The organism is Pseudomonas sp. NY15372 (assembly GCF_048068215.1).
Taxonomy (GTDB): Bacteria; Pseudomonadota; Gammaproteobacteria; order Pseudomonadales; family Pseudomonadaceae; genus Aquipseudomonas; species Aquipseudomonas guariconensis_A.
On record NZ_JBLUPY010000008.1, the window covers coordinates 60,856 to 83,227 of the forward strand.

General features: G+C 64.0%; 19 protein-coding genes and 1 tRNA gene. 10 read left to right on the plus strand and 10 right to left on the minus strand.

All coding sequences use genetic code 11. The features are described 5' to 3' along the window. Nucleotides 1-28: 28 nt before the first annotated feature. The 3 genes from ACNFG0_RS08715 to acnA form a co-directional block, all read right to left on the minus strand. Entirely contained in the window at nucleotides 29-1,594 is a 1,566-nt protein-coding gene (locus ACNFG0_RS08715; RefSeq protein WP_196154677.1) for a methyl-accepting chemotaxis protein, read from the minus strand. Nucleotides 1,595-1,657: 63 nt separating this feature from the next. Continuing rightward, nucleotides 1,658-2,443 (minus strand): CPBP family intramembrane glutamic endopeptidase, encoded by a 786-nt coding sequence (locus ACNFG0_RS08720; RefSeq protein ID WP_196145470.1) that lies wholly within the window; start codon nucleotides 2,441-2,443, stop codon nucleotides 1,658-1,660. 359 nt (nucleotides 2,444-2,802) lie between these two features. Continuing rightward, nucleotides 2,803-5,544 carry an aconitate hydratase AcnA gene (gene acnA / locus ACNFG0_RS08725; RefSeq protein WP_196166010.1) on the minus strand — a complete coding sequence of 914 codons (2,742 nt, stop codon included), beginning with the start codon at nucleotides 5,542-5,544 and terminating at the stop codon, nucleotides 2,803-2,805. 240 nt (nucleotides 5,545-5,784) lie between these two features. Between acnA and rlmM the strand changes: the two genes are divergently transcribed. The 3 genes from rlmM to pdxB all read left to right on the plus strand — a co-directional run bounded on the left by rlmM (nucleotide 5,785) and on the right by pdxB (nucleotide 8,443). Then, nucleotides 5,785-6,849 carry a 23S rRNA (cytidine(2498)-2'-O)-methyltransferase RlmM gene (rlmM, locus tag ACNFG0_RS08730; protein ID WP_196145472.1) on the plus strand — a complete coding sequence of 355 codons (1,065 nt, stop codon included), beginning with the start codon at nucleotides 5,785-5,787 and terminating at the stop codon, nucleotides 6,847-6,849. Nucleotides 6,850-6,998: 149 nt separating this feature from the next. After that, nucleotides 6,999-7,241 carry a sulfurtransferase TusA gene (tusA, locus tag ACNFG0_RS08735; protein ID WP_196145473.1) on the plus strand — a complete coding sequence of 81 codons (243 nt, stop codon included), beginning with the start codon at nucleotides 6,999-7,001 and terminating at the stop codon, nucleotides 7,239-7,241. A gap of 59 nt (nucleotides 7,242-7,300) precedes the next feature. After that, complete coding sequence (gene pdxB, locus ACNFG0_RS08740) at nucleotides 7,301-8,443, plus strand: 4-phosphoerythronate dehydrogenase PdxB (RefSeq protein WP_416764472.1); 1,143 nt, start codon at nucleotides 7,301-7,303, stop codon at nucleotides 8,441-8,443. Nucleotides 8,444-8,579: 136 nt separating this feature from the next. On the opposite strand, the gene ACNFG0_RS08745 is transcribed toward pdxB, so the two are convergent. After that, nucleotides 8,580-8,753 (minus strand): PA1571 family protein, encoded by a 174-nt coding sequence (locus tag ACNFG0_RS08745; protein WP_196145475.1) that lies wholly within the window; start codon nucleotides 8,751-8,753, stop codon nucleotides 8,580-8,582. 265 nt (nucleotides 8,754-9,018) lie between these two features. On the opposite strand from ACNFG0_RS08745, the gene ACNFG0_RS08750 reads away from it, so the two are divergent. Together ACNFG0_RS08750 and mqo are read left to right on the plus strand one after the other, a co-directional pair. Further along, entirely contained in the window at nucleotides 9,019-10,779 is a 1,761-nt protein-coding gene (locus ACNFG0_RS08750; protein ID WP_416764473.1) for an ABC transporter transmembrane domain-containing protein, read from the plus strand. 554 nt (nucleotides 10,780-11,333) lie between these two features. After that, nucleotides 11,334-12,929 (plus strand): malate dehydrogenase (quinone), encoded by a 1,596-nt coding sequence (gene mqo, locus ACNFG0_RS08755; protein ID WP_196145477.1) that lies wholly within the window; start codon nucleotides 11,334-11,336, stop codon nucleotides 12,927-12,929. Nucleotides 12,930-13,227: 298 nt separating this feature from the next. Here mqo and ACNFG0_RS08760 read toward each other — a convergent pair. Continuing rightward, a tRNA-Pro gene (locus ACNFG0_RS08760) sits at nucleotides 13,228-13,304 on the minus strand. An 82-nt stretch (nucleotides 13,305-13,386) separates the two neighbouring features. After that, on the minus strand, nucleotides 13,387-13,608 hold the full coding sequence (locus ACNFG0_RS08765; RefSeq protein WP_196145478.1) for a YgdI/YgdR family lipoprotein: 222 nt from the start codon (nucleotides 13,606-13,608) through the stop codon (nucleotides 13,387-13,389). A gap of 176 nt (nucleotides 13,609-13,784) precedes the next feature. Between ACNFG0_RS08765 and moaB the strand changes: the two genes are divergently transcribed. Together moaB and glp are read left to right on the plus strand one after the other, a co-directional pair. Continuing rightward, on the plus strand, nucleotides 13,785-14,324 hold the full coding sequence (gene moaB, locus ACNFG0_RS08770) for a molybdenum cofactor biosynthesis protein B (protein WP_196145479.1): 540 nt from the start codon (nucleotides 13,785-13,787) through the stop codon (nucleotides 14,322-14,324). Nucleotides 14,325-14,346: 22 nt separating this feature from the next. Beyond that, complete coding sequence (gene glp, locus ACNFG0_RS08775; protein ID WP_416764546.1) at nucleotides 14,347-15,534, plus strand: gephyrin-like molybdotransferase Glp; 1,188 nt, start codon at nucleotides 14,347-14,349, stop codon at nucleotides 15,532-15,534. Here the strand turns inward: glp and ACNFG0_RS08780 are convergent. Then, nucleotides 15,523-16,770: a glycosyltransferase family 4 protein gene (locus tag ACNFG0_RS08780; RefSeq protein WP_196145480.1), complete on the minus strand. Its 1,248-nt coding sequence runs from the start codon at nucleotides 16,768-16,770 to the stop codon at nucleotides 15,523-15,525. The two genes, glp and ACNFG0_RS08780, sit on opposite strands and share 12 nt — an antisense overlap. Nucleotides 16,771-16,965: 195 nt before the next feature. On the opposite strand from ACNFG0_RS08780, the gene yegS reads away from it, so the two are divergent. After that, nucleotides 16,966-17,853, plus strand: coding sequence for a lipid kinase YegS (gene yegS / locus ACNFG0_RS08785; protein WP_416764474.1), 888 nt, complete (start codon nucleotides 16,966-16,968; stop codon nucleotides 17,851-17,853). On the opposite strand, the gene ACNFG0_RS08790 is transcribed toward yegS, so the two are convergent. From ACNFG0_RS08790 to ACNFG0_RS08800, 3 genes are all read right to left on the minus strand, one after another. Next, a complete protein-coding gene (locus ACNFG0_RS08790; protein ID WP_196145482.1) occupies nucleotides 17,837-18,496 on the minus strand; it encodes a response regulator in 660 nt (219 codons plus the stop codon). The two genes, yegS and ACNFG0_RS08790, sit on opposite strands and share 17 nt — an antisense overlap. Beyond that, a complete protein-coding gene (locus ACNFG0_RS08795) occupies nucleotides 18,486-19,382 on the minus strand; it encodes a sensor histidine kinase (RefSeq protein WP_196154682.1) in 897 nt (298 codons plus the stop codon). Before ACNFG0_RS08795 ends, ACNFG0_RS08790 begins: the two co-directional genes overlap by 11 nt. A gap of 285 nt (nucleotides 19,383-19,667) precedes the next feature. After that, a complete protein-coding gene (locus tag ACNFG0_RS08800; protein WP_416764475.1) occupies nucleotides 19,668-20,180 on the minus strand; it encodes a histidine kinase in 513 nt (170 codons plus the stop codon). 340 nt (nucleotides 20,181-20,520) lie between these two features. On the opposite strand from ACNFG0_RS08800, the gene ACNFG0_RS08805 reads away from it, so the two are divergent. Both ACNFG0_RS08805 and ACNFG0_RS08810 read left to right on the plus strand, forming a co-directional pair. Beyond that, nucleotides 20,521-21,456: a chemotaxis protein gene (locus ACNFG0_RS08805; protein WP_416764476.1), complete on the plus strand. Its 936-nt coding sequence runs from the start codon at nucleotides 20,521-20,523 to the stop codon at nucleotides 21,454-21,456. A gap of 60 nt (nucleotides 21,457-21,516) precedes the next feature. Continuing rightward, entirely contained in the window at nucleotides 21,517-22,320 is an 804-nt protein-coding gene (locus tag ACNFG0_RS08810) for an MOSC domain-containing protein (RefSeq protein WP_416764477.1), read from the plus strand. The last annotated feature ends 52 nt before the right edge of the window (nucleotides 22,321-22,372 follow it).

The following is a 22,372-nucleotide window of genomic DNA, read 5'->3' on the forward strand; positions in this document are numbered from 1 at the left end:
GCGAAGCAGCCCCGCTTCAGGACAGGCCTCAGCGGTTGAACCGCTCCACCAGCGAATACTGGCTGCCGGCCGTGCTGGTCAGTTCCTCGCTCAACAATGCCGAACGTTGCGCCTGTTCGGCCGTCTGGTCGGCCAGGTCGGCGATGGTGCTGATGTTGCGGCTGATCTCGTCGGCCACGGCAGTCTGCTCTTCGGTCGCGGCGGCGATCTGGGTGGCCATGTCGGTGATGTTGGCCACGGCTTCGCTGATCCCCACCAATGCCTGGTCGGCTTCCATGACCCGTTCCACACCTTCCTGGGCCTGGCGATGGCCATTCTCCATGGTTTGCACTGCATTGCTGGCCGTCTGTTGCAGCTTGGCGATCAGGCCGTGGATCTGCCCGGTGGACTCGGCGGTACGCTGGGCAAGCTGACGAACCTCGTCGGCCACTACCGCGAAGCCACGGCCCATTTCGCCCGCCCGGGCGGCTTCGATGGCTGCGTTCAGGGCCAACAGGTTGGTCTGGTCGGCGATGCCTTTGATCACATCCACCACGCCACCGATCTCGTCGCTGTCCTTGGCCAGTTGGGTCACGGTCTGCCCGGTTTCGCCAACGGCAACCGACAGGCGCTCGATGGCTTCACGGGTTTCCCCGGCGATCTGACGGCCCTGGCTGGTCAGGCGGTTGGCTTGCTGGGTGGCGTCGGCGGTGCGTTGTACGTGGTTGGCCACCTCTTGGGTGGTGGCGGCCATCTGGTTGACCGCAGCGGCCACCTGCTCGGTTTCCACGCGTTGGCGCTCGAGCCCGGTGGAGCTCTGGTGCGCCAGGGCATCGGACTGGCGAGCCTGGTCGCTGAGCTGTTCGGCGCTGTCCTGCAGGCGCGTCAGGCAGGTCTTCATGCGCGCATCCTGGCTGAGCATGGCCATTTCCAGGCGTGCCTGGACGCCGCGGCTGTCGGTGTACATCTGCGCGATCAACGGGTCGGAGGTGGTCTGCTCGGCCAAGCGCAGCAGGCGCTTGAGGCCGCGCTGCTGCCAGCCTAGGCCAAGCAGGCCCAGCGGCACGGACAGGCCTGCGGCCAGGGCGAAGCCCCAGGAATGGCCAAGCCAGTTGCCGATGGAAAAGCCGATCTGGCTGATCAGGATGAACGGCAGCCAATCCTGCAGCACCGGCAGCCATTTGTCGCGGCGCGGGATCGCTGGCTTGCCTTGGTTGATGCGCTGGTACAGCGCCTCGGCCCGGCGGATTTGCTCGGCCGTGGGCTTGACCCGCACCGACTCGTAGCCGACCACCTGGTTCTTTTCGAACACCGGCGTGACATAGGCATTGACCCAATAATGGTCGCCGGATTTGCAGCGGTTCTTGACGATGCCCATCCAGGGCAGGCCCTGCTTGAGGGTCTGCCACATGTGAGCGAACACAGCCGATGGCACATCGGGATGGCGCACCAGGTTATGGGGCGCGCCCGTGAGCTCCTCTCGGGAAAAGCCACTGATGTCGATGAAGGCATCGTTGCAGTAGGTGATCACGCCCTTGGCGTTGGTGGTGGAAATCAACCGCTGCTCGGCAGGAAATGTCCGTTCTCTCTGGGTAATGGGCTGGTTGTTACGCATGGGGCTCAATCCGCAAGGCTTTGGATTGGTATCGGCATGCCCGGACTTTTATTGAGTGTTTATTTAATGGATTGCGTAGGGCGATAGCATTGGATAAGTGAAGCCCGCGAAATGCGCCAGGTTCAGGCCGAAGTGACACAGCACCGCGGCGACCAGCCCGCCATGGCGATAGGCAAGGCCATAGCCGATGCCGGCTAGGCTGGCCAGGCAGAACCACTGCCAGCCGCCGCCCAGATGCGCCAGGCCGAACAACAGCGCGCTGGCAAGCAGGGCCAGGTTGGCATGGCCGAACAGTCGTTGCAGGCCGCCCTGGAGGTAACCTCGAAACAGTAGTTCTTCCGTCAGGCTTACCAGTAGCAGGTTGTTCAGCAGCCAGATCCAGGCCTGGTCCGGCCATTTCGGTGCCCAGGCCACCAGCCCTGCAGCCCAGGCACCGCCCAGGCAGACGAGCACGATGGCGGGAAAAGTCATTGCCAAGCTCGGGGCCCAGGTTCGACCGCGCCAGGCCAGGACCCAGGGGCAGGCCAGCAGCAGCCAGAAGCCGATCAGGGGTTTGTCCAGGTTCAGGTACATGGAAAAGGGCAGGGCGCCGGTGCTGAAGACCGCTTTGTCGATCACCTTGGCGCCGTGGAAACCGGGTAGCCCGTGCAGGGCGAGGGCGATGGCCAGGACGATGAAGGAGGCATGGCCAAGAACCTGTTGCCAACGTACCGGGCGACGGGCCAGCAGGTAGGCACCGAGCAGGGCGATGAAGGTGGGCAGGCTGGCCAGGCCAAGGCTGCCGTAGGCCAAGGCCAGGAGGTAGCCGAGGCCGAGCAGGAGCAGGGCGCTGTAATGGGGGGGAGACATGGGCGATCCTTGTCGTGGGTGAGACTGGTAGGTACGACTCACCGGATGTCGTCCAGGACACGTCATCGGGGCATAAGGTCGCTCCCAGAGTGTGGTTGGCGAAGTACCGGTGGGAGCCAACTGTCTTGAGTTGCTTGCCCCGGTCCTATCGCTGGCAAGCCAGCTCCCACAGGTACGGCGGTGTCACTGAAAACAGCGCAGGCCTGGTGGGAGCGGGCTTGTCCCGCGATTGGGCCGGGCCCGATATCACCGTCGCCTGGCAAGGGCTTCGCCCTTGATCGCGGGACAAGTCGGACCGCCGCACCGCCGCTCCCACAAGGACCTAAAGAAAGGGCCGCGAAGCGGCCCTGGTCGTGGGCTTAGGCTGCGATCAATTGCCGCAACACGTAGTGGAGAATGCCGCCGGCCTTGAAGTACTCCACTTCATTGAGCGTATCGATCCGGCACAGCACTTCGAGCTGTTGCTGCTGGCCATCCTCGCGGGTGATGCGCAGCGGCAGGGTCATGCCAGGGCGGATCTGCGTGCCGGTCAGGCCCAATACGTCGATGCGCTCGGTGCCGGTCAGGCCCAGGACCTTGCGGTCTTCGCCAGCCCTGAACTGCAACGGCAGCACGCCCATGCCCACCAGGTTGGAGCGGTGGATGCGCTCGAAACTTTCGGCCAGCACCGCCTTGACCCCCAGCAAGTTGGTGCCCTTGGCGGCCCAGTCGCGGCTGGAGCCGGTGCCATACTCTTGGCCGGCGATCACCACCAGTGGCGTGCCTTCATCCTGATAACGCATGGCCGCGTCATAGATCGACAGCTTCTCGCCGCTGGGCACGTGCACGGTGTTGCCGCCTTCCTCGCCACGCAGCATCTCGTTGCGGATGCGAATGTTGGCGAAGGTGCCGCGCATCATGACCTCATGGTTGCCGCGCCGTGAACCATAGGAGTTGAAGTCCCGGGGCTCTACGCCCTTGCTGCGCAGGTAGCGCCCGGCCGGGCTCTCGGCCTTGATGTTGCCGGCCGGGGAAATGTGGTCGGTGGTCACCGAATCACCGAGCAGGGCGAGGATGCGTGCACCCTGGATATCGCGGATCTGCGGCAGCGGGCCACCGATGTCGTCGAAGAACGGTGGGTGTTGGATATAGGTGGAGTCGGCCTGCCAGACATAGGTGGCGGCCTGAGGCACTTCGATGGCCTGCCACTGCGCGTCGCCGGCGAAGACTTCGGCGTATTCCTTGTGGAACATGGCCGTGTCGACCTTGGCTACGGCATCGGCGATCTCCTGTTGGCTGGGCCAGATGTCGCGCAGGTAGACCGGCTGGCCGTCCTTGCCGATGCCCAGCGGGTCTCGGGTCAGGTCGGTGCGTACGCTGCCGGCCAGGGCATAGGCGACCACCAGGGGAGGCGAGGCCAGCCAGTTGGTCTTCACCAGCGGGTGGACGCGGCCTTCGAAGTTGCGGTTGCCCGAGAGCACCGAGGCCACGGTCAGGTCCGCCGAGCCAATGGCGTGCTCGATGGCCTCGTCCAGTGGGCCGGAGTTGCCGATGCAGGTGGTGCAGCCATAACCGACCAGGTCGAAGCCGAGCTGGTCGAGATAGGGCGTAAGGCCGGCGGCCTTGAAGTAGTCGGTGACCACCTTGGAGCCGGGCGCCAGGGAGCTTTTCACCCAGGGTTTGCGGGCAAGGCCCTTCTCGACGGCCTTCTTGGCCACCAAGCCTGCGGCCATCATTACGCTCGGGTTGGAGGTGTTGGTGCAAGAAGTGATCGCCGCGATCACCACGGCGCCGTCGCGCAGGGTGTGCGTCTGGCCATCATGGGTGTAGTCGATCTCGCCGGCCTGGTCGGCATTGCCGACCGCCACGCCGCCACCGCCTTCGCTTTCCAGGCGACCGACTTCCTTGGCCAGGGGCTTGGGCTGCAGCTCGATGAAGTGGTCGAAGGCCTGGCTGACCTGAGTCAGCGCGACCCGGTCCTGGGGCCGCTTGGGCCCGGCCAGGCTCGCTTCGACGTCGTGCATGTCCAGCGACAACGTGTCGCTGAATGCCGGTTCATGGCCCGGCAGGCGCCACAGCCCCTGTTCCTTGCAATAGGCCTCCACCAGTTGCACGGTGGCCTCCGGCCGCCCGGACAGGCGCAGGTAGTCGAGGGTCACTTGGTCCACCGGGAAGAAGCCGCAGGTGGCGCCGTATTCGGGCGCCATGTTGGCGATGGTGGCGCGGTCGGCCAGTGGCAGGTCGGCCAGGCCGTCGCCGTAGAACTCCACGAACTTGCCTACCACGCCCTTCTTGCGCAGCATCTGGGTCACGGTCAGCACCAGGTCGGTGGCGGTGATGCCTTCGCGCAACTTGCCGGTCAGCTTGAAGCCGATGACTTCGGGAATCAGCATCGACACGGGCTGGCCGAGCATCGCCGCTTCCGCCTCGATACCGCCCACGCCCCAGCCGAGCACGCCCAGGCCGTTGATCATGGTGGTGTGCGAGTCGGTCCCGACCAGGGTGTCAGGGAAGGCATAGGTGCGGCCGTCCACTTCGCGAGTCCAGACCGTGCGGCCCAGGTATTCCAGGTTGACCTGGTGACAGATGCCGGTGCCTGGTGGCACCACGCGGAAGTTGTCGAACGCGTTTTGGCCCCAGCGCAGGAAGGCGTAGCGCTCGCCATTGCGCTGCATCTCGATGTCGACGTTCTGGGCGAAGGCGGCGGGGCTGGCGTAGCGGTCGACCATCACCGAGTGGTCGATCACCAGGTCCACCGGCGAGAGCGGGTTGATCCGCTGTGGGTCGCCGCCGGCCTTGGCCATGGCCGCGCGCATGGCGGCCAGGTCGACCACGGCCGGTACCCCGGTGAAGTCCTGCATCAACACCCGCGCCGGGCGGTATTGGATCTCGCGGTCCGAGTGGCGTTCACCGAGCCAGTCGGCCAGGGCCTGCAGGTCGTCGCTGCTGACGGTCTTGCCGTCTTCCCAGCGCAGCAGGTTCTCCAGCAGCACCTTGAGCGACATGGGCAGGCGGTGCAGGTCGCCCAACTGCCGGGCGGCCTCGGCGAGGCTGAAATAGTGGTAGGTCTTATCTGCGACCTTGAGTGTCTTGAGGCTGTTCAGGCTATCGAGCGAGGGCATTGCCAACTCCTTCTGCGCCGGTGCACGGCAACTCCAGGCCGGTGTCACCGCTCTGTGACGGTCCGCACGGCACGGACCTGGCTGAATGCTCAGGGTAGACCGGTTTGCCGACCCTGACTCAATTCTGGACCGGTGGGACGTGTCGCAGGTTCCGATCTTCCTTTATCATCGCCGCCCTGCCGGCGCCCGCCTTGCGCCGGATCAAGGCTGGCGATCGATGCCAGCGAAGTGGAGCGAGAGATGAATACCCTGTTCATGCATTGCCGGCCCGGTTTCGAGGGTGAGGTCTGCGCCGAAATCAGCGAATACGCCGCCCGCCTGGGGGTTGCCGGCTACGCCAAGGGCAAGCCGCAGAGCGCCTGCGCCGAATTCGTCTGTGCCGAGCCAGACGGCGGCGAGCGGCTGATGCGTGAGCTGCGCTTCGATCGGCTGATCTTCCCGCGCCAATGGGCCCGGGGCCTGTACGTCGACTTGCCGGAGAGCGACCGCATCAGCGTTCTGCTCGAGCAACTGGCGGGTTACCCAGTGTGCGGCAGCCTGTGGCTCGAGGTGCTCGACAGCAACGAAGGCAAGGAGCTGTCGACGTTCTGCCGCAAGTTCGAGGTGCCGCTGCGCAAAGCGCTGGAAAAGGCCGGGCGCCTGGTGGAGAAGACGGGCGGGCCGCGCCTGCTGCTGACGTTCATCAGTGGTCGGCGGGTCTTCGTCGGCCTGGCCGAGGCTGACAATTCGGCGCTTTGGCCCATGGGCATCCCGCGCTTGAAGTTTCCACGCGAGGCGCCGAGCCGCTCGACCCTCAAGCTGGAAGAGGCCTGGCACCAGTTCATCCCGCGCGACCAGTGGGACCAACGCCTGAACGATGACATGACCGGCGTCGACCTGGGGGCTTCGCCTGGTGGCTGGACCTACCAGTTGGTCAAGCGCGGGATGCTGGTGACCGCCATCGACAACGGCCCCATGGCCGAAAGCCTGATGGACACCGGCCTGGTCCAGCACTTGATGGCCGATGGCTTCACCTGGCAACCGCGGCAGACGGTGGACTGGATGGTCTGCGATATCGTCGAGAAGCCTGCGCGCACTGCGGCGCTGATCGAGACCTGGCTGGGCGAGGGGCTGTGCCGTGAGGCCGTGGTCAACCTCAAGTTGCCGATGAAGCAGCGCTATGCCGAGGTGCGTCGGCTGCTCGACCGGATCGAGGCGAGCTTCAAGGCCCGCAAGATCAAGGTGACGATCGCCTGCAAGCAGCTGTACCACGATCGCGAGGAAGTCACCTGCCACCTGCGACGCCTGGACCTCAAGCCGCGTTGAACGCTGTCATCGCGGCCGCCTGGCAAGCGCTTGGCCCTCGATAGCGGGCCAGGCCCGCTCCAGGGCAGGAGCCAGCCTGTGGGGTAGCCGATCCCCCCTTGGAGCCTGGCGCCCGATGCGCGACAATGGCCCATCATTTGGAGTCCCCCATGACCGATTTCACCCCTGACGCCGTCCTCGATGCCACCGGCCTGAATTGCCCGGAGCCGGTGATGATGCTGCACCAGCATGTACGTGACCTGGCCGCCGGAGGCCTGCTCAAGGTCATCGCCACCGACCCCTCGACCCGTCGCGACATCCCCAAGTTCTGCAACTTCCTCGGTCATGAACTGCTGGAGCAGCAGGAGCAGGGCGGCACCTACCTGTACTGGATCCGCAAGAAGGCCGACTGAGCCCGCTGGATCGCGCCCCGCAGAGGGCCTACACTGCGCTCCCCTGACAGGAGAGCGCCATGCTGATAGTTGCCGACGAGAATATCCCGCTGCTCGATGCCTTCTTCGCCGGGTTCGGCGAGATCCGCCGCTATCCCGGGCGCAGCATCGACGCGGCCTGCGTCAAGGACGCCGACGTGCTGTTGGTGCGTTCGGTGACCCGAGTCGACCGGCATCTGCTTGAAGGCAGCCAGGTACGTTTCGTCGGTACCTGCACCATCGGCACCGACCACCTCGACCTCGACTACTTCGCCCAGGCTGGCATCCACTGGAGCAGCGCGCCAGGCTGCAACGCCCGTGGCGTGGTGGACTATGTACTGGGCAGCCTGCTGACCCTGGCCGAACTCGATGGCGCCACGCTGGGCGAGCGGGTGTATGGTGTGGTTGGCGCCGGGCAGGTGGGCGAGCGCCTGGTGCGTGTACTGCATGGTCTGGGCTGGAAGGTGCTGGTATGCGACCCGCCCCGCCAGGCGCAGGAGGGCGGGGATTTCGTCAGCCTCGATACCCTGCTCGAGGCCTGTGACGTGATCAGCCTGCACACCCCGTTGCAGCGCGGCGGCGAACACCCGACCTGGCACCTGTTGGGTGCGCAGCAGTTGGCACGCCTACGGGCAGGCGCCTGGCTGATCAATGCCAGCCGTGGCCCGGTGGTGGACAACCATGCGCTGCGCGAGCTGCTGCTCGATCGCGAAGACGTGCATGCGGTGCTGGACGTATGGGAGGGCGAGCCTCAGGTGGACCTGGACCTTGCCGACCTGTGCACCTTGGCCACGCCGCATATCGCAGGCTACAGCCTCGATGGCAAGCAGCGCGGCACGGCACAGATCTACCAGGCGTTCTGCCGCTGGCGGGGCGAGCCCGAGCAGGTGCAGCTGGCCGATTTGCTGCCGGCACCAATGCTGGCGCAGGTTGAGCTGGACGCCAGCGCCGAGCCCGCCTGGGCCTTGGCGACCCTGTGCCGCGCGGTGTACGACCCGCGTCGTGACGATGCCGATTTCCGTCGTAGTCTCAGCGAAGACCCAGCCGAACAGCGCGCCGCGTTCGACCTGCTGCGCAAGCACTACCCGCAGCGACGCGAGATCGAGGGGCTGGCAGTGCGCCTGAGAGGCGAGGCGCCGCAGTTGGCGCAGATGGTCAATGCGCTGGGCGCTGTGCTCGCCTGACATTCCTTGGCTGATGCTATCGCCGGCAAGCCGGCTCCCACCGGATCGATGCGACGCTCGGCCTTGTGGGGGCGGCTTGCCGGCGAAAAGGTCAATAAAAACCCGGCGCAAGGGCCGGGTCGAAGTCATTCCTGGCTTACGCCTTGGGCACCTGTTTCACTCGGCTTTCCTCCAGCTCCTTGCAGGCCTGCTGGATCATCTGCTCGGTGATCGGTACCTCGCGCCCCTGGGCGTCGATGATCGAACCGCACACCTTCGGTTGCGGCTGGTGGGTGGTCTTCGGTGCTTCGCTGCTGTGTTGCAAGCTCATGTCCTGTCTCCTCATCAGGTTCAAGCTCAGGATAACCCCGGTGCCGTGACTGGCCTGTGACAGCTCCCTGGCGTCGCGACAGGGATAGTCCACCAGAAAGTGGGGTAAAGCTCCAGAGGGCTGTTAGATCGAAAGCGCATAGGGGTCGGCCTATGCTTTCCATCGCTGCGCTTCGTTCTGTACACGATGCCCAGCGAGCGCTGGCAGTTCCGTTCGAGCGGATGAGTGGTAGTGTGCAGTCTTCTGGCACGCGGATGGTCCTTTCATGCTCGAACCGGTTTCTTCCCTCCAACGCCGCGCCTTGCGCCTGGCCTGGCAGTTCATTCACCCGTACCGCAAGCAGGTGGTGTTGGCCTTATTGGCGCTGGTGGTCACCGCCGGCATCACCTTGTCGATGGGGCAGGGTATCCGCCTGCTGGTCGATCAAGGTTTCATGACCCGCTCTCCCCACCAGCTGAACCAGACCATTGGCCTGTTCCTGCTGCTGGTGTTGGCGCTGGCGATCGGCACGTTCAGCCGGTTCTACCTGGTCTCGTGGATCGGCGAGCGTTGTGTGGCGGATATCCGCAGGGCCGTGTTCGACCACCTGATCGGCTTGCATCCGGGCTTCTTCGAAGACAACCGCAGCTTGGAAATCCAGTCGCGGCTGACCGCCGATACCACCTTGCTGCAATCGGTGATCGGCTCGTCGCTGTCGATGTTCCTGCGTAATGCCCTGATGGTGATCGGTGGCGTTGCGTTGCTGTTCGTCACCAATCCCAAGCTGACCAGCATCGTGGTATTGGCGCTGCCGCTGGTGTTGACGCCGATCCTGTTGTTCGGTCGGCGGGTGCGCAGCCTGTCGCGCCAGAGCCAGGACCGGGTGGCCGACGTGGGCAGCTATGTGGCCGAGACCCTGGGGCAAATCAAGACCGTGCAAGCCTACAACCAGGCGTTGGATCGTGAGCGTTTCGCCGATACGGTAGAGGCGGCCTTCGCCGTGGCCCGGCGGCGGATTGCCCAACGCGCCTGGCTGATCACGCTGGTAATCGTACTGGTGCTTGGCGCGGTCGGGGTGATGCTGTGGGTCGGCGGCATGGACGTCATCGCTGGGCGTATCTCCGGGGGAGAGCTGGCTGCTTTCGTGTTCTATAGCCTGATTGTCGGCAGTGCCTTCGGTACTCTCAGCGAGGTGATCGGTGAGCTGCAGCGCGCCGCCGGAGCAGCCGAGCGCATTGCCGAACTGCTGGCGGCCCGCAGCGCGATCCTGCCACCGGCGCATGCGACCGCCTTGGCAGCGGGGCGGTCCAGCGGCCGCATAGAGTTGCGCGATCTGCATTTCGCTTATCCGTCTCGCCCGGGCGTGGCAGCCATCGATGGCCTGGACCTGGTCGTCGAGCCGGGGCAGACCGTGGCGCTGGTTGGGCCTTCAGGGGCAGGTAAATCCACATTGTTCGATCTGTTGCTGCGCTTCTACGACCCGCAGGGTGGGCAGATTCTGCTCGATGGGCAGGCGATCACCGAACTGGATCCAGACGACCTGCGTCGCCAGTTTGCCCTGGTGGCCCAGAACCCGGCGCTGTTTCGCGGTACCGTCGAAGCCAATATCCGCTACGGACGGCCCGAAGCCAGCCTGGCCGAGGTCGAAGCGGCAGCACGCAGCGCCCATGCCCATGAATTCATCGAGCAGCTGCCCCAGGGTTATCAGACCCTCCTGGGGGAGGGTGGCCTAGGGCTCTCCGGCGGCCAGCGCCAGCGCTTGGCGATCGCCCGTGCGCTGCTGCTGGATGCGCCGATCCTGTTGCTCGATGAAGCCACCAGTGCCCTCGACGCCCAGAGTGAACACCTGATCCAGCAGGCATTGCCGCCCCTGATGGCCGGGCGCACCACCTTGGTCATCGCCCACCGCCTGGCCACGGTTCAGCACGCCGAGCGCATCGCGGTGATCGACCATGGGCGTGTGGTGGCGGTGGGCAGCCACCGCCAACTGATCGAGCAAAGCCCGTTGTATGCGCGCTTGGCTGCCCTGCAGTTCGGCCTGGGCTAGACGCTTTGCGCGGCTGTAACATTTTTTGTAGCAATGGCTGGAGACTATTTCGCCGTCCCTCAGAGTGCAAATCCTCACCCTACTCGGCGGTAGCCTGGCGGTGATGTTGCTGATCGCTCTGGTGTGCTTCCAGTTCCAGGTCACGTCCCGGCTCAGTGCCTGAGAAGGCCGTTTCGCCTACCCGCGCCTACAGAAGGCGAAGGCGCACCGGGCGGGGGAAAACCGCCATTTGCAGGCCGAAAGGGCAACGTAATGTGGCGGATTGCCGCCAGCGAAACCGCTAAAGATGGGGTGCGACCACACGTCCTAGCTATTAGCCGTTGGTCTTGGTGGAACTGGCACAACTCCTGCTTTAGGGCGAGCCGGGCCAAGGCCCATGGCAATCCTGCCCCGACCCATCGAAACCCCAGGCGTCGACCTTCATCGGTCCTGCAGGCCAGTTGCCGCAGGATGACGCGTCGCTGACGCGAAGGCCGCGCGAGCCAGAACAACAACCGGGCGTGCATCGCGGGGGCAGGGCAACGCCAGCCACTTCACTTCAATTGGATTGAACTATGAAAAAAATCCTGCTGACGCTCCTGTGCCTGAGCGTCATCGGCTGCTCCAAGCCCGGTGAGCCGGAAAAGTCCGTCGACGTCCTGCTGATCGGCGGCGGCATCATGAGTGCGAGCCTGGGTACCTACCTCACCGAGCTCGAGCCGAACTGGAAAGTCGACGTCTACGAGCGCATGGACCAAGTCGCCGAGGAAAGCTCCAACGGTTGGAACAACGCCGGTACCGGCCACTCGGCCTTCTGCGAGCTGAACTACACCAGCGAAGGCAAGGACGGCAAGATCGACATCAGCAAGGCGGTCAACGTCAACGAGCAGTTCGAGGTCTCCAAGCAATTCTGGGCCTATCAGGTCGAGCAGGGCGTGCTGAGCAACCCGAAGTCCTTCATCAACAACGTGCCGCACATGAGTTTCGTCTGGGGGGATGAGAACGTCGCCTTCCTGCACAAGCGCGTCGAGGCCCTGCAGCACAGCTCGCTGTTCCGCGGCATGGAGATCTCCGAAGACCACGAGCAGATCCGCAAGTGGGTACCGATCGTGATGGAAGGCCGTTCGCCTGAGCAGAAGGTCGCCGCCACCCGCATGGCCATCGGCACCGACGTGAACTTCGGCGAGATCACCCGCCAGCTGTTCGCTTCGATGACCCGCAACCCCAACGTCCAGGTGCACCTGCGCCATGAAGTGCGCGATATCGTGCGCAACGACGACGGCAGTTGGAACGTGGTGGTGGCGGATCTGGCCAACGGTGGCAAGGAGACCAGCGTCAACGCCAAGTTCGTGTTCATCGGTGCCGGTGGTGGTGCCCTCAAGCTGCTGCAGAAGTCCGGTATTCCGGAAGCCGAAGGCTATGCGGGCTTCCCGGTCGGTGGCCAGTTCCTGATGACCGACAACCCGGACATCGTCGCTCGCCACAAGGCCAAGCTGTACGGCAAGGCCTCGGTCGGTGCGCCGCCGATGTCGGTACCGCACCTGGATACCCGCATGATCGACGGCAAGGAAGTGCTGCTGTTCGGCCCGTTCGCGACCTTCTCCACCAAATACCTGAAGAATGGCTCGCTGCTGGACATGTTCGCGTCGCTGACCACGCACAACATCATGCCGATGATGAATGCCGGTATCGACAATATCGACCTGAGCACCTACCTGATGGGCCAGCTGATGCTCAGCTTCGATGACCGCATGAACGCCCTGCGCGAATACTTCCCCAACGCCAAGAACGAGGACTGGAAGCTGCTGCAGGCCGGCCAGCGTGTTCAGGTGATCAAGAAGGACCCTGAGCACGGCGGCATCCTGCAGTTCGGCACCGAGGTGGTGGCTTCTCAGGACGGCACCATCGCCGCGCTGCTGGGGGCTTCGCCAGGTGCTTCCACCGCGGCGCCGATCATGCTGACGGTACTGGAAAAGACCTTCAAGGACCGCGTCCAGAGTCCTGAATGGCAGGCCAAGCTCAAGGAAATCGTGCCGACCTATGGCCAGAAGCTGAACAACAACCTCGAGCTGACCAACAAGACCCGTGAATGGAGCAGTGCGCGTCTGCAACTGCTGTACGTTCCGGTGCAGCCGGAAGAGGCGGTTGCCGAAGCGGTCACGGTGCAGTAACGCTGTAGCGAAGAACGTCCCTTCAGGATAATGCCTGTCAGTTAAGGATAAGGGGCGCTGCGCGCCCATCGCCGGCAAGCCGGCTTCCACAAGTAACGCGTCAGCCTTGAGGGCAGCGTTGCCCCTGTGGGAGCCGGCTTGCCGGCGATGGGCTGCTAAAGGGGCATGCTGCTTTGCTGCGGTTGCGGCCATTGCAGGCTCTGTGTGGGAGCGGGCTTGTCCCGCGATTGGGCCGCAGGCCCCAGCTTTTCCGAAGGCAACAAAAAGCCCGCTCGAGGCGGGCTTCTTGGATAGGATTTGGTCGGAGAGACAGGATTCGAACCTGCGGCCTTCTCGTCCCGAACGAGACGCGCTACCTGGCTGCGCTACACTCCGATGAACAAAATCCTACTGCATCGCATTTTTCGACGCAACCCCTTGTTGCAAAAAGAGTGTTTGCCGAAAAAGGCCGTTCAAATCACAGCTCTTTGACGGTGCGGATCTGGTCTTTGTTGATGCGGGTGCGCTTGCCGTCGAGCTGCTCGAATTCGTAGAAACCGGAGTCTTCGTCATACGAAGGGGTGTCCACTGCCTGGACCTCGCGGCCATCATTGAGGGTGATGACGGTCGGCGATGCGCAGCCAGCGAGGGCACCAAGGCCGAGGGCGAGCAGGAAAGCGGGAAGGGTCCGTTGAATCATTGTGTTTCTCCAGTACGATCGTGCTTGATGTCTAGTAGGACGCCAGGCGTCCACGCAAAGTTCCTTGCACAGTGCAGCATAGCGCCATTGCGCAGGCATTGACCGAGAACAACGGCGGCGTCGCGGTGGCCTGTGATATAACAGCGGCCATCTTCCCTTTCCTGCGACGGACTCCCATGAAAGCCAAGGCAGACACCCCTTTCGTGCCGCTGAATATCGCCGTGCTCACGGTCAGCGATACCCGCACCTTCGAGACCGACACGTCCGGCCAATTGTTTGTCGACCGCCTGAACGCGGCGGGCCATCGCCTGGCGGCCCGCGTGCTGCTCAAGGACGACCTGTACAAGATCCGCGCCCAGGTCGCCACCTGGATCGCCGATGACCAGGTGCAGGTGGTGCTGATCACAGGCGGTACTGGTTTCACCGGCCGTGACAGCACGCCGGAAGCGGTCGCTTGCTTGCTCGACAAGCAGGTCGAGGGCTTCGGCGAGCTGTTCCGGCAAATATCCGTGGCCGACATCGGCACCTCCACCGTGCAGTCCCGCGCCTTGGCGGGCCTGGCCAACGGCACCCTGGTGTGCTGTCTGCCGGGCTCGACCAACGCGGTGCGCACTGGGTGGGACGGCATCCTGGCCGAGCAGCTCGATGCCCGCCATCGCCCCTGTAACTTCGTACCGCACCTGAAGCAGGCAGCGGCCTGTGAAAGCCGTGGTTGAGGTCGGCAAAGCCCGCCCACTGATGGCGGTGGAAGAAGCCCTGGAGCGCTTGCTCGCGCTGGCCGAGGCCGCGCCGATCAAGGGTTCGGAAAGCGTGGCCCTGGCCGATGCCCAGGGGCGGGTGCTAGCCCGAGAGGTGGTCGCCGAGCTCGACCTGCCGCCCTGGCCGAACAGTGCCATGGACGGTTATGCCCTGCGCCTGGCGGATTGGCAGGGCGAGCCCTTGCCAGTGAGCCAACGTATCTTCGCCGGCCATGCCCCTGCGCCGCTGCAGCCGGGTACTTGTGCACGGATCTTTACCGGCGCGCCGCTGCCCGAGGGAGCCGACTGCGTCGAGATGCAGGAAAACACGGAGGTGCTGCAAACCGGTCAGGTGCGTTTTCTCGAGCCGCTCAAATCAGGGCAGAACGTACGCCCACAAGGGCAGGAGGCTCGCGTAGGCGAACAGGTGATGGCGGCTGGCACGCGACTTGGGCCTATCCAGCTGGGGTTGGCGGCAACCTTGGGCCATGCCCGGCTCGAGGTGGTGCGCAAGGTGCGCGTCGCCGTGCTGTCCACGGGTGACGAGCTGGTCGAGCCTGGCCAGCCGTTGGGCCCTGGGCAAATCTACAACAGCAATCGGCGTTTGCTGGCCAGTTGGTTGCAGCGTCTGGGCTGCGAAGTGGTGGACGTGGGCATCCTCGCCGATGACCTGCAGCGCACTCGCGAATGCCTGGCCGGTCTGGGTGACGTCGACCTGATTCTGTCGAGCGGCGGTGTCTCGGTTGGCGAGGCCGACTACCTGGGCATGGCCCTGCGCGAAGCGGGCGAGCTGGCGTTGTGGAAGCTGGCCATCAAGCCGGGCAAGCCGTTGACCTTTGGGCATTTTCGCGGTGTCCCGGTGATCGGCTTGCCAGGCAACCCGGCGTCGACCCTGGTGACCTTCGCCTTGCTGACGCGGCCTTACCTGCTGCGCCGCCAAGGCGTGGCGCAGGTCGCTGCGCTGCGTTTCAACGTGCCGGCCGGCTTCGACTGGCCCAAGCCGGGAGGCCGGCGCGAATACCTGCGGGCGCGGATCGAAGACGGCCAGGCGCGCATCTACAAGAACCAGAGCTCCGGCGTGCTGCGTAGCGCGGCCTGGGCCGAGGGGCTGGTGGAGGTGCGTGAGGGCACCACGTTGCGCCAGGGTGACAGCGTGTCGTTCATTCCTTTCAGCGAGCTACTTGACTGAGCGGCCGAGCAGCGCGTTGTCCAGCGACGAAGCCTCGACCGGCCCCAACTGGCTCAGGCGCATGTGCACATTCATCAATTGCTGCGCCGCGACGCTCCAATCGTGGCGCTGGCGGACGAATTGGCGGCCTGTCTCGCCCAGTTGACACATGCGCCAGGGTTGGTTGAGCAATTGCGTGATCAACAGTGCCAGCTGGCCGCTGTCATCGCTGCCCAGGTAGTGCTCGCCGCTGTTGATCGCCAGGCCCGACGCCCCCTTACTGGTGGTCAGCACCGGCAACCCGGCGGCCATGGCTTCAAGGATCTTCACCTTGGAGCCGCCGGCATAGCGCAGCGGCGCGAAGAACAGTGCCGAGCGCCGTTGCAGGTCCCGCAGATCCGGGCGATAGCCGATCCATTCGATGCGCGGGTCGTTCCAATGCAGCTTCCAGCTGGCCGGCAGCGCGTGCCCGGCGATGGCCAAGCGCACGGCCGGGTTGCTCATCCACACTTGCGGCAGGATCTCTTCCAGCGCCCATTCGATGGCTTCCAGGTTGGCGCCGTATTCGAAATTGCCTACGAACAGCAGCCGTTGGCTGCGGTAGGCCGGGCGTACGTCCTGGTAATAGTCACAATCGACGCCATTGACCACCACATTCACCGACCGGCCGCTGATCTGTCCGATCCATTCGGCATCATGGGCACTGACGGCCACCACTTCGCTGGGCTGGCGCAACACGCGCTGCTCCCAGCGCCGGTAGCGCCAGCGGTCGAAGGCATTGAGGGGGCGTAGCCACAATGGCAGCCGGTCATGACAGGCGGTGCCCATCACCGACTCTAGGTTGTGCTCGGTGAGCATGAAGGGCAGGCGGCGGGCTTGCAGGGCTTTTTCGAAGGGCTGGAAGCTGTAGCTGTGCTCGACCTGGATCACATCCCAGGGTTCGTCCAGCAACTGTTCGAAGCGGTGTCGCAGGCAAGGCGCCAGGCCATGGATGATGGCCCGCATGGGGTAGTCGATGATCGGCGAGGCCAACAGGTTGAGCGGGCTGTGCAGAGGGCGTCGGGGCAGCACGATCAAGCGCTCGACCAAGGGTTCCAGCATGTCCCGGGCGGCATCGCCGAGCGGCACCTTCGACTGCGCCAGCAAGGTGATCCGGTGGCCCTGGCGCGACAGTTCGCGCAGCAGGTGATATTGCCGGGTCTTGCTGCCGCTGGTGGTGGGCCAGGGCAGGTAGGGCAGTGTCCAGAGTATTCGCATGGCCCCGCTACCTCGTCGACGGCTGGTACGCTGTACAGCCAGGGATATGGCATGAGCATAGTCAATAAAATGGCCATGTCGCCAGGTAGTTGGTCGGGGTAGCCAAGTTTTTGTCGATTATGGGGCGTCTGGCCATGCAACCATTGTGGGTCAGCCGTGGTCGAGATTGGAGGCGATAAGGCGAGGGTAGGGATGATGGGCGAGCGCAAGGCAATGTTGATCCTGCATGGCAAGCAAGCCATGAACGAAGAAGTACGCAGTGCTGTGGGCGCCCTGCGTGAGCGCGGCTGGGTGCTGGATGTGCGCTTGACCTGGGAGGCGGGCGACGCCCAGCGGTTAGTCGGCGAAGCCTTGGCCGCCGATTATTCACACGTGGTTGCTGGTGGTGGGGATGGCACCTTGCGCGATGTCGCCGAGGCCATGGGCCAGGCCGGACACTCGGCCAGCCTGGCGCTGCTGCCCCTGGGTACGGCCAACGACTTTGCCAAGGCCGCAGGGGTACCGCTGGAGCCCGAGGCTGCATTGAACCTGCTGGAGCAGCCGGCACAGGCGGTAGACCTGGGCAAAGTGGGCGACCAGCTGTTTCTCAACATGGCCACTGGCGGTTTCGGCAGCCAGGTGACGGCCAATACGTCGGAAGACCTGAAGAAGGTTCTGGGCGCTGCGGCTTACCTGTTCACGGGCTTGTCACGCTTCAGCGAGCTGCAAGCGGCCTCGGTGGAGCTGCAAGGGCCGGGCTTCCATTGGCAAGGCGATTTATTGGCGCTGGGCATCGGCAACGGCCGTCAGGCCGGTGGCGGGCATGTATTGTGCCCCGATGCAGTGGTCGACGATGGTTTGCTGGATATCGGCATCTTGCCCGCGCCCCAGGAGATGGTCGGGGCATTGCGTGAATTGCTGGCTGGCGAGGGGCTGTTCGTCCGGGCCCGTCTGCCTTGGGTCGAAATCAAAAGCTCCCAGGGACTGGACATCAACCTCGATGGTGAACCGCTGCAGGCCGACAGCTTGCGCTTCGAGGCAAGCCCTGGTGCATTGCGCCTGCACTTGCCGGCGGACTCGCCAGTACTCAGTCGTCCAGGCTGATGATCTTCTCGCGTACGGCAAACAGTACCAGGCCCGCGACGTCATAGATCTGCAGGCGTTTCATGATTTGCGAGCGGTGGGTTTCGACGGTCTTGATCGACAGGCCCAGGCCGCTGGCGATCTCTCGGGTCGACTTGCCGCGCACGATCAGGCGTAGGATTTCCAGCTGGCGCGCCGTCAGGTTATGGCGGTCAACGGCTGGTTGCTTGCCGTCCTGAGCGCGTAGCAGCGCCTGGTTGATCACTGTGTGGGCGATGGCCGGGCTCAGGTAGCGCTCGCCACTGCGCAAGGCGGCCAGGGCCTGTTCCAGTTCGTTGGCCGTGGTGTCCTTGAGCAGGTAGCCATGGGCGCCACTCTCCAGGGCGCGCATGATCAGGTCGGGGTCGGTGTGCATGGAAAGTATCAGCACTTTGCAGGCAAGGTCGTTTGCCCGCAGCTGGTTCAGCGCATCCAGGCCGCTGGTCGAACGCATCGAAATATCCAGCAGGACGATGTCCGGCACCAGGCGCTGGACCATTTCCAGCAATTGGCTGCCATCGTCAGCCTCGCCGACCACCGCATAGCCGGGAATATCGGACACCAGGGCGCGCACGCCGGCACGGATCAGCGAGTGGTCGTCCACCAGCAGCAATCTACAGGTCATGGGAGGTAGAGATCCTGGCTCGTTCTTCGGTGCGCGGTGGCCAAGGGAACAAGGCGTCGATTCGAGTGCCTTGGCCGGGCTGGCTGGTGATGGTCAGGCTGCCCTGCAAGGCAGTGGCGCGTTCCAGCATGCCCGCCATGCCACGCTGGCCTGCCTCGGCGGGGTCGCTGGCTGGGACGAAACCGCAACCGTCGTCTTGGATTGACAGGGCAAGGCCGGCGGGGGTCCGCTGCAGGCTAATCGTGAGGTTGCATGCGTTGGCGTGGCGCAACATGTTGGTGACGGCTTCCTGGGTGATACGGAATGCCGCCATGGAAACGTCCTCGCAGATGCCTTCCAGGCGTTGGTGGCATTGAAGGCTCCAATGTACCTCGCTGTTTTCCAGTGTACGCAGCAAGTGGGCGCGCAGGCTGGCTTCCAGGCCCAGGCTAGCCAGCTGGCGCGGGTTGAGAAGGGCGGAGACGTCGCGCACATTGCCCAAGGTGTTGTCCAGGGTCTTGCGCAACGTCTCGCAATGCGCCTGCAGGTCGGCAGGCATGCGCCGCTGTAGCCAGTCGACCTGGAGCTTGGCGGCCGTGAGCAGTTGGCCGATGTCGTCATGCAGCTCGCGGCTCAGGCGTTGGCGTTCGCTTTCCTGCACCTTGAGCATGCGATCGGCCAATTCCGCTGGCTGAAGGGTGATCGAGCGCCCCCATTGACGCCAGTGCCAAAGAACGCCGGCCAAGGCGAGCAGTTGCAGGAGCAACAGGCTGGCAGGCAGCGGCTGCCCGCGCAGGCTCAGCACCAGGTTGGCAAGTAGGGAGGCCACGCATATCAACGCGGTCGTCCAGCGCAGCAAGGTGGCGCGGTAGCGGCAACGCGATGGAGTTTTAAAGCGTGGGGACATAGGTAGAAAAGCCACTGAATTATTGCTCTTGGAGGCCTTGCATGGGGGTGATCAGAGGCTTTGGCATCCTGCGTTCAACAGTCATCGAAGGTGTCCATCCAATTGGACAATACCCGCTACGCGTGCATTCGATTGCGGGCATGGTATCACTTCAGGTTCATTTGGTCGCTGCTGGGTAATGACCTGGAAGCCCGGTATTATCGGGCGCAAGTGGCGTTATGTCGGGTTCTGAATCGTATGCATGGGGATGGGTTTGGAGCAAACCCACATGCCTGGGCAAGCACATCAATGCCGGGGGCTGTTCAGGCTGTTGGAGGGCCTGGATATCGCCTGGGCGGGATGTGAGTGGGCGCAGACCTCGCCGCGGACCTGGCAAGGGCCGCACAGTTCGGGGAAGGGTTGGCCCAGGGCATTGGCCAGTTCGCCCAGCAGCAGATGTTGCTCCTCGGTATCCAGGCCGAGGCGGCCGGTCGAGGCGTCCACCAGCTCCAACTGCCACGCCAGCAGGTTCAAGCACGCATGCAGTGCACCCAAGGCTTCACTGCCCAGGTGCCGTTGCTGGCAGGCAGGCTCGAGCAACCGTTGCAAGGTGGCCGTGTAATGGGCAAGTTCGACCAGGCCCAGCAGGTTGGCGCGACGGGCGAGGGTCTCGAGGGTTTCATTCAGGCAGAGGCAGGCATCGGGATCGTTGTGGATCAGCTCGAGGTGTTGCAGGCATTCCAGCGACTTTGTCAGCCACACCTGCGCATCCACAAGGAAATCCTGCAGGGCGCCATTGTTCAGTGGTGCGCTGTCCATCATGACGCCCCTGCGCGCAGGGCTGGACACGCGCTTGGCAACACCGAGACTGTCGCTAGCAAAGCCTGACTCCATTCATGCAATGAGAAAGGCGTCACATTAATGGCTAACGGATACGGGGAAAATCAGGTCGCACCCGATTGCCACTAGGGGAAACCCTGATGGTTTTTGAGGCGAGGGCGCAAAGGCGGGGGGTAGGAGGCCTATCGGCAGTAAAGCATGATGGTAAAATGATATCAATTAGGCATCATGCATTTTCCTGTAATAGGTCAAGCTGCTGCCCGAGCCGCCGATACAGGGCAGATGACATCATTCACCGACTCAAGCCTGGGGGTTTCCAATGGCTGGCATTCTCGACACGGTCGACCAACGAACGCAATTGGTGGGTGAGAACCGCCTGGAGATTCTCATGTTCCGCCTGGCGGGCCGCCAGTTGTTCGCCATCAATGTGTTCAAGGTCCAGGAAGTATTGCAGCTGCCCAAGCTGACATTGATGCCGCAACGCCATGCGTTCGTGTGCGGCGTGGTCAACCTGCGCGGGCAGACGCTGCCGGTGATCGATCTGTCCCAGGCGATTGGCATGCGCCCGCTGCAGCCGGGCCCGGACAGCACGATCATCGTCACCGAATACAACCGCTCGGTACAGGCGTTCCTGGTCGGTGGTGTCGATCGCATCGTCAACATGAATTGGGAAGCGATCATGCCGCCGCCGTCCAGTGCCGGGCGCCAGCATTACCTGACGGCGATCACCAGGGTCGATGAGCAACTGGTCGAGGTGATCGATGTGGAGAAAGTCCTGGCCGAGATCGTGCCCTATAACACGCGCGTGTCCCGAGACAAGCTCGACGACCCGGTCCTGGCACGGGCCCGAGGGCGTGAGGTATTGCTGGTGGACGACTCCAGCGTGGCCCTGGTGCAGTTACGCGAGACCTTGTCCCAGCTGGGCATGAAGCTGCATGTGGCCGGTGACGGCCTGAAGGCCTTGCGCATGCTCAAGGGTTGGGCCGATGCGGGGGAGGATGTCTGCGAAAAGCTGCTGATGGTGTTCACCGATGCGGAAATGCCGGAAATGGACGGTTACCGGCTGACCACGGAGATTCGCAGCGATGCCCGCCTGCGTGGGCTGCATGTGGTGCTGCATACCTCGTTGTCGGGCAGTTTCAACGAATCGATGGTCAAGAAGGTCGGCTGCGACAATTTCCTGTCCAAGTTCCAGCCTGACCGCCTGGTGGACGTGGTCCACCAACGGCTGATGCTGGATGTGGCCCCCGCCTAGTGATTGCAGGCCGCTGCCGGGTATAAGCTTGCGCTTTCGACTGGCACGAGGCGGGCAGGGATGTTTTTGAGTGCGTTGTATCGGTACCCGGTGAAATCGGGGCAGGCCCAGAGCCTTGAGGCTTCGGCGGTAGACTTGCTGGGCCTGCAGGGCGACCGGCGCTGGATGGTGGTGGAGGAGGGCAACGGGCGCTTCCTCACCCAGCGGGCCTGGCCACGCCTTGGGCAGCTCAAGGCCCGTTATGGCGTAGATGGCCAATTGCTGCTCGAAGCATCGGGTATGGCGTCGATTACGGTGCCTGTACCACCTGCCGACGAGGCGCTGCGGGGCGTGACCATCTGGCGCGACACCTTGCGCGTGCCCGATGCCGGTGATGTTGCCGCGGCCTGGTTGAGCGAGCTGCTCGGCAAGCCGGTGCGCCTGGTGTATTGCCCTGAACAGCGGGCCCGTTACTTGCCCAGTGGCTACGGGTTCAACAGTGACCGTGCGGCGTTCCCGGACGGGTTTCCTTTGCTGTTGATCGGGCAGGGGTCGCTCGATGAGCTGAATCGACGGATCGGGCGGCCCATGGAGATGTTGCGGTTCCGGCCGAACCTGGTGGTGTCGGGGACTGAGCCGTTTGCCGAGGACGGGTGGAAGCGGATTCGTATCGGCGACCTGGTTTTCCGGGTGCTCAAGCCCAGCGTACGCTGCATCCTGACGACCCTGGACCCGGCGACCGGGGAGCGCAGTGCGGATCGGGAGCCTTTGACGACGTTGAAGACGTTCCGCGAGCGCGAGGGGGATGTGTTGTTCGGGCAGAACCTGGCGGTGGATGGCAGCGGGGAGCTGCGGGTGGGGATGGCAGTTGAGGTGCTCGAGTAGGTTTGGGCTGCGGGCCCCTGCGTTCGCCTGGCACGGTGGTGTCCATCGCGAA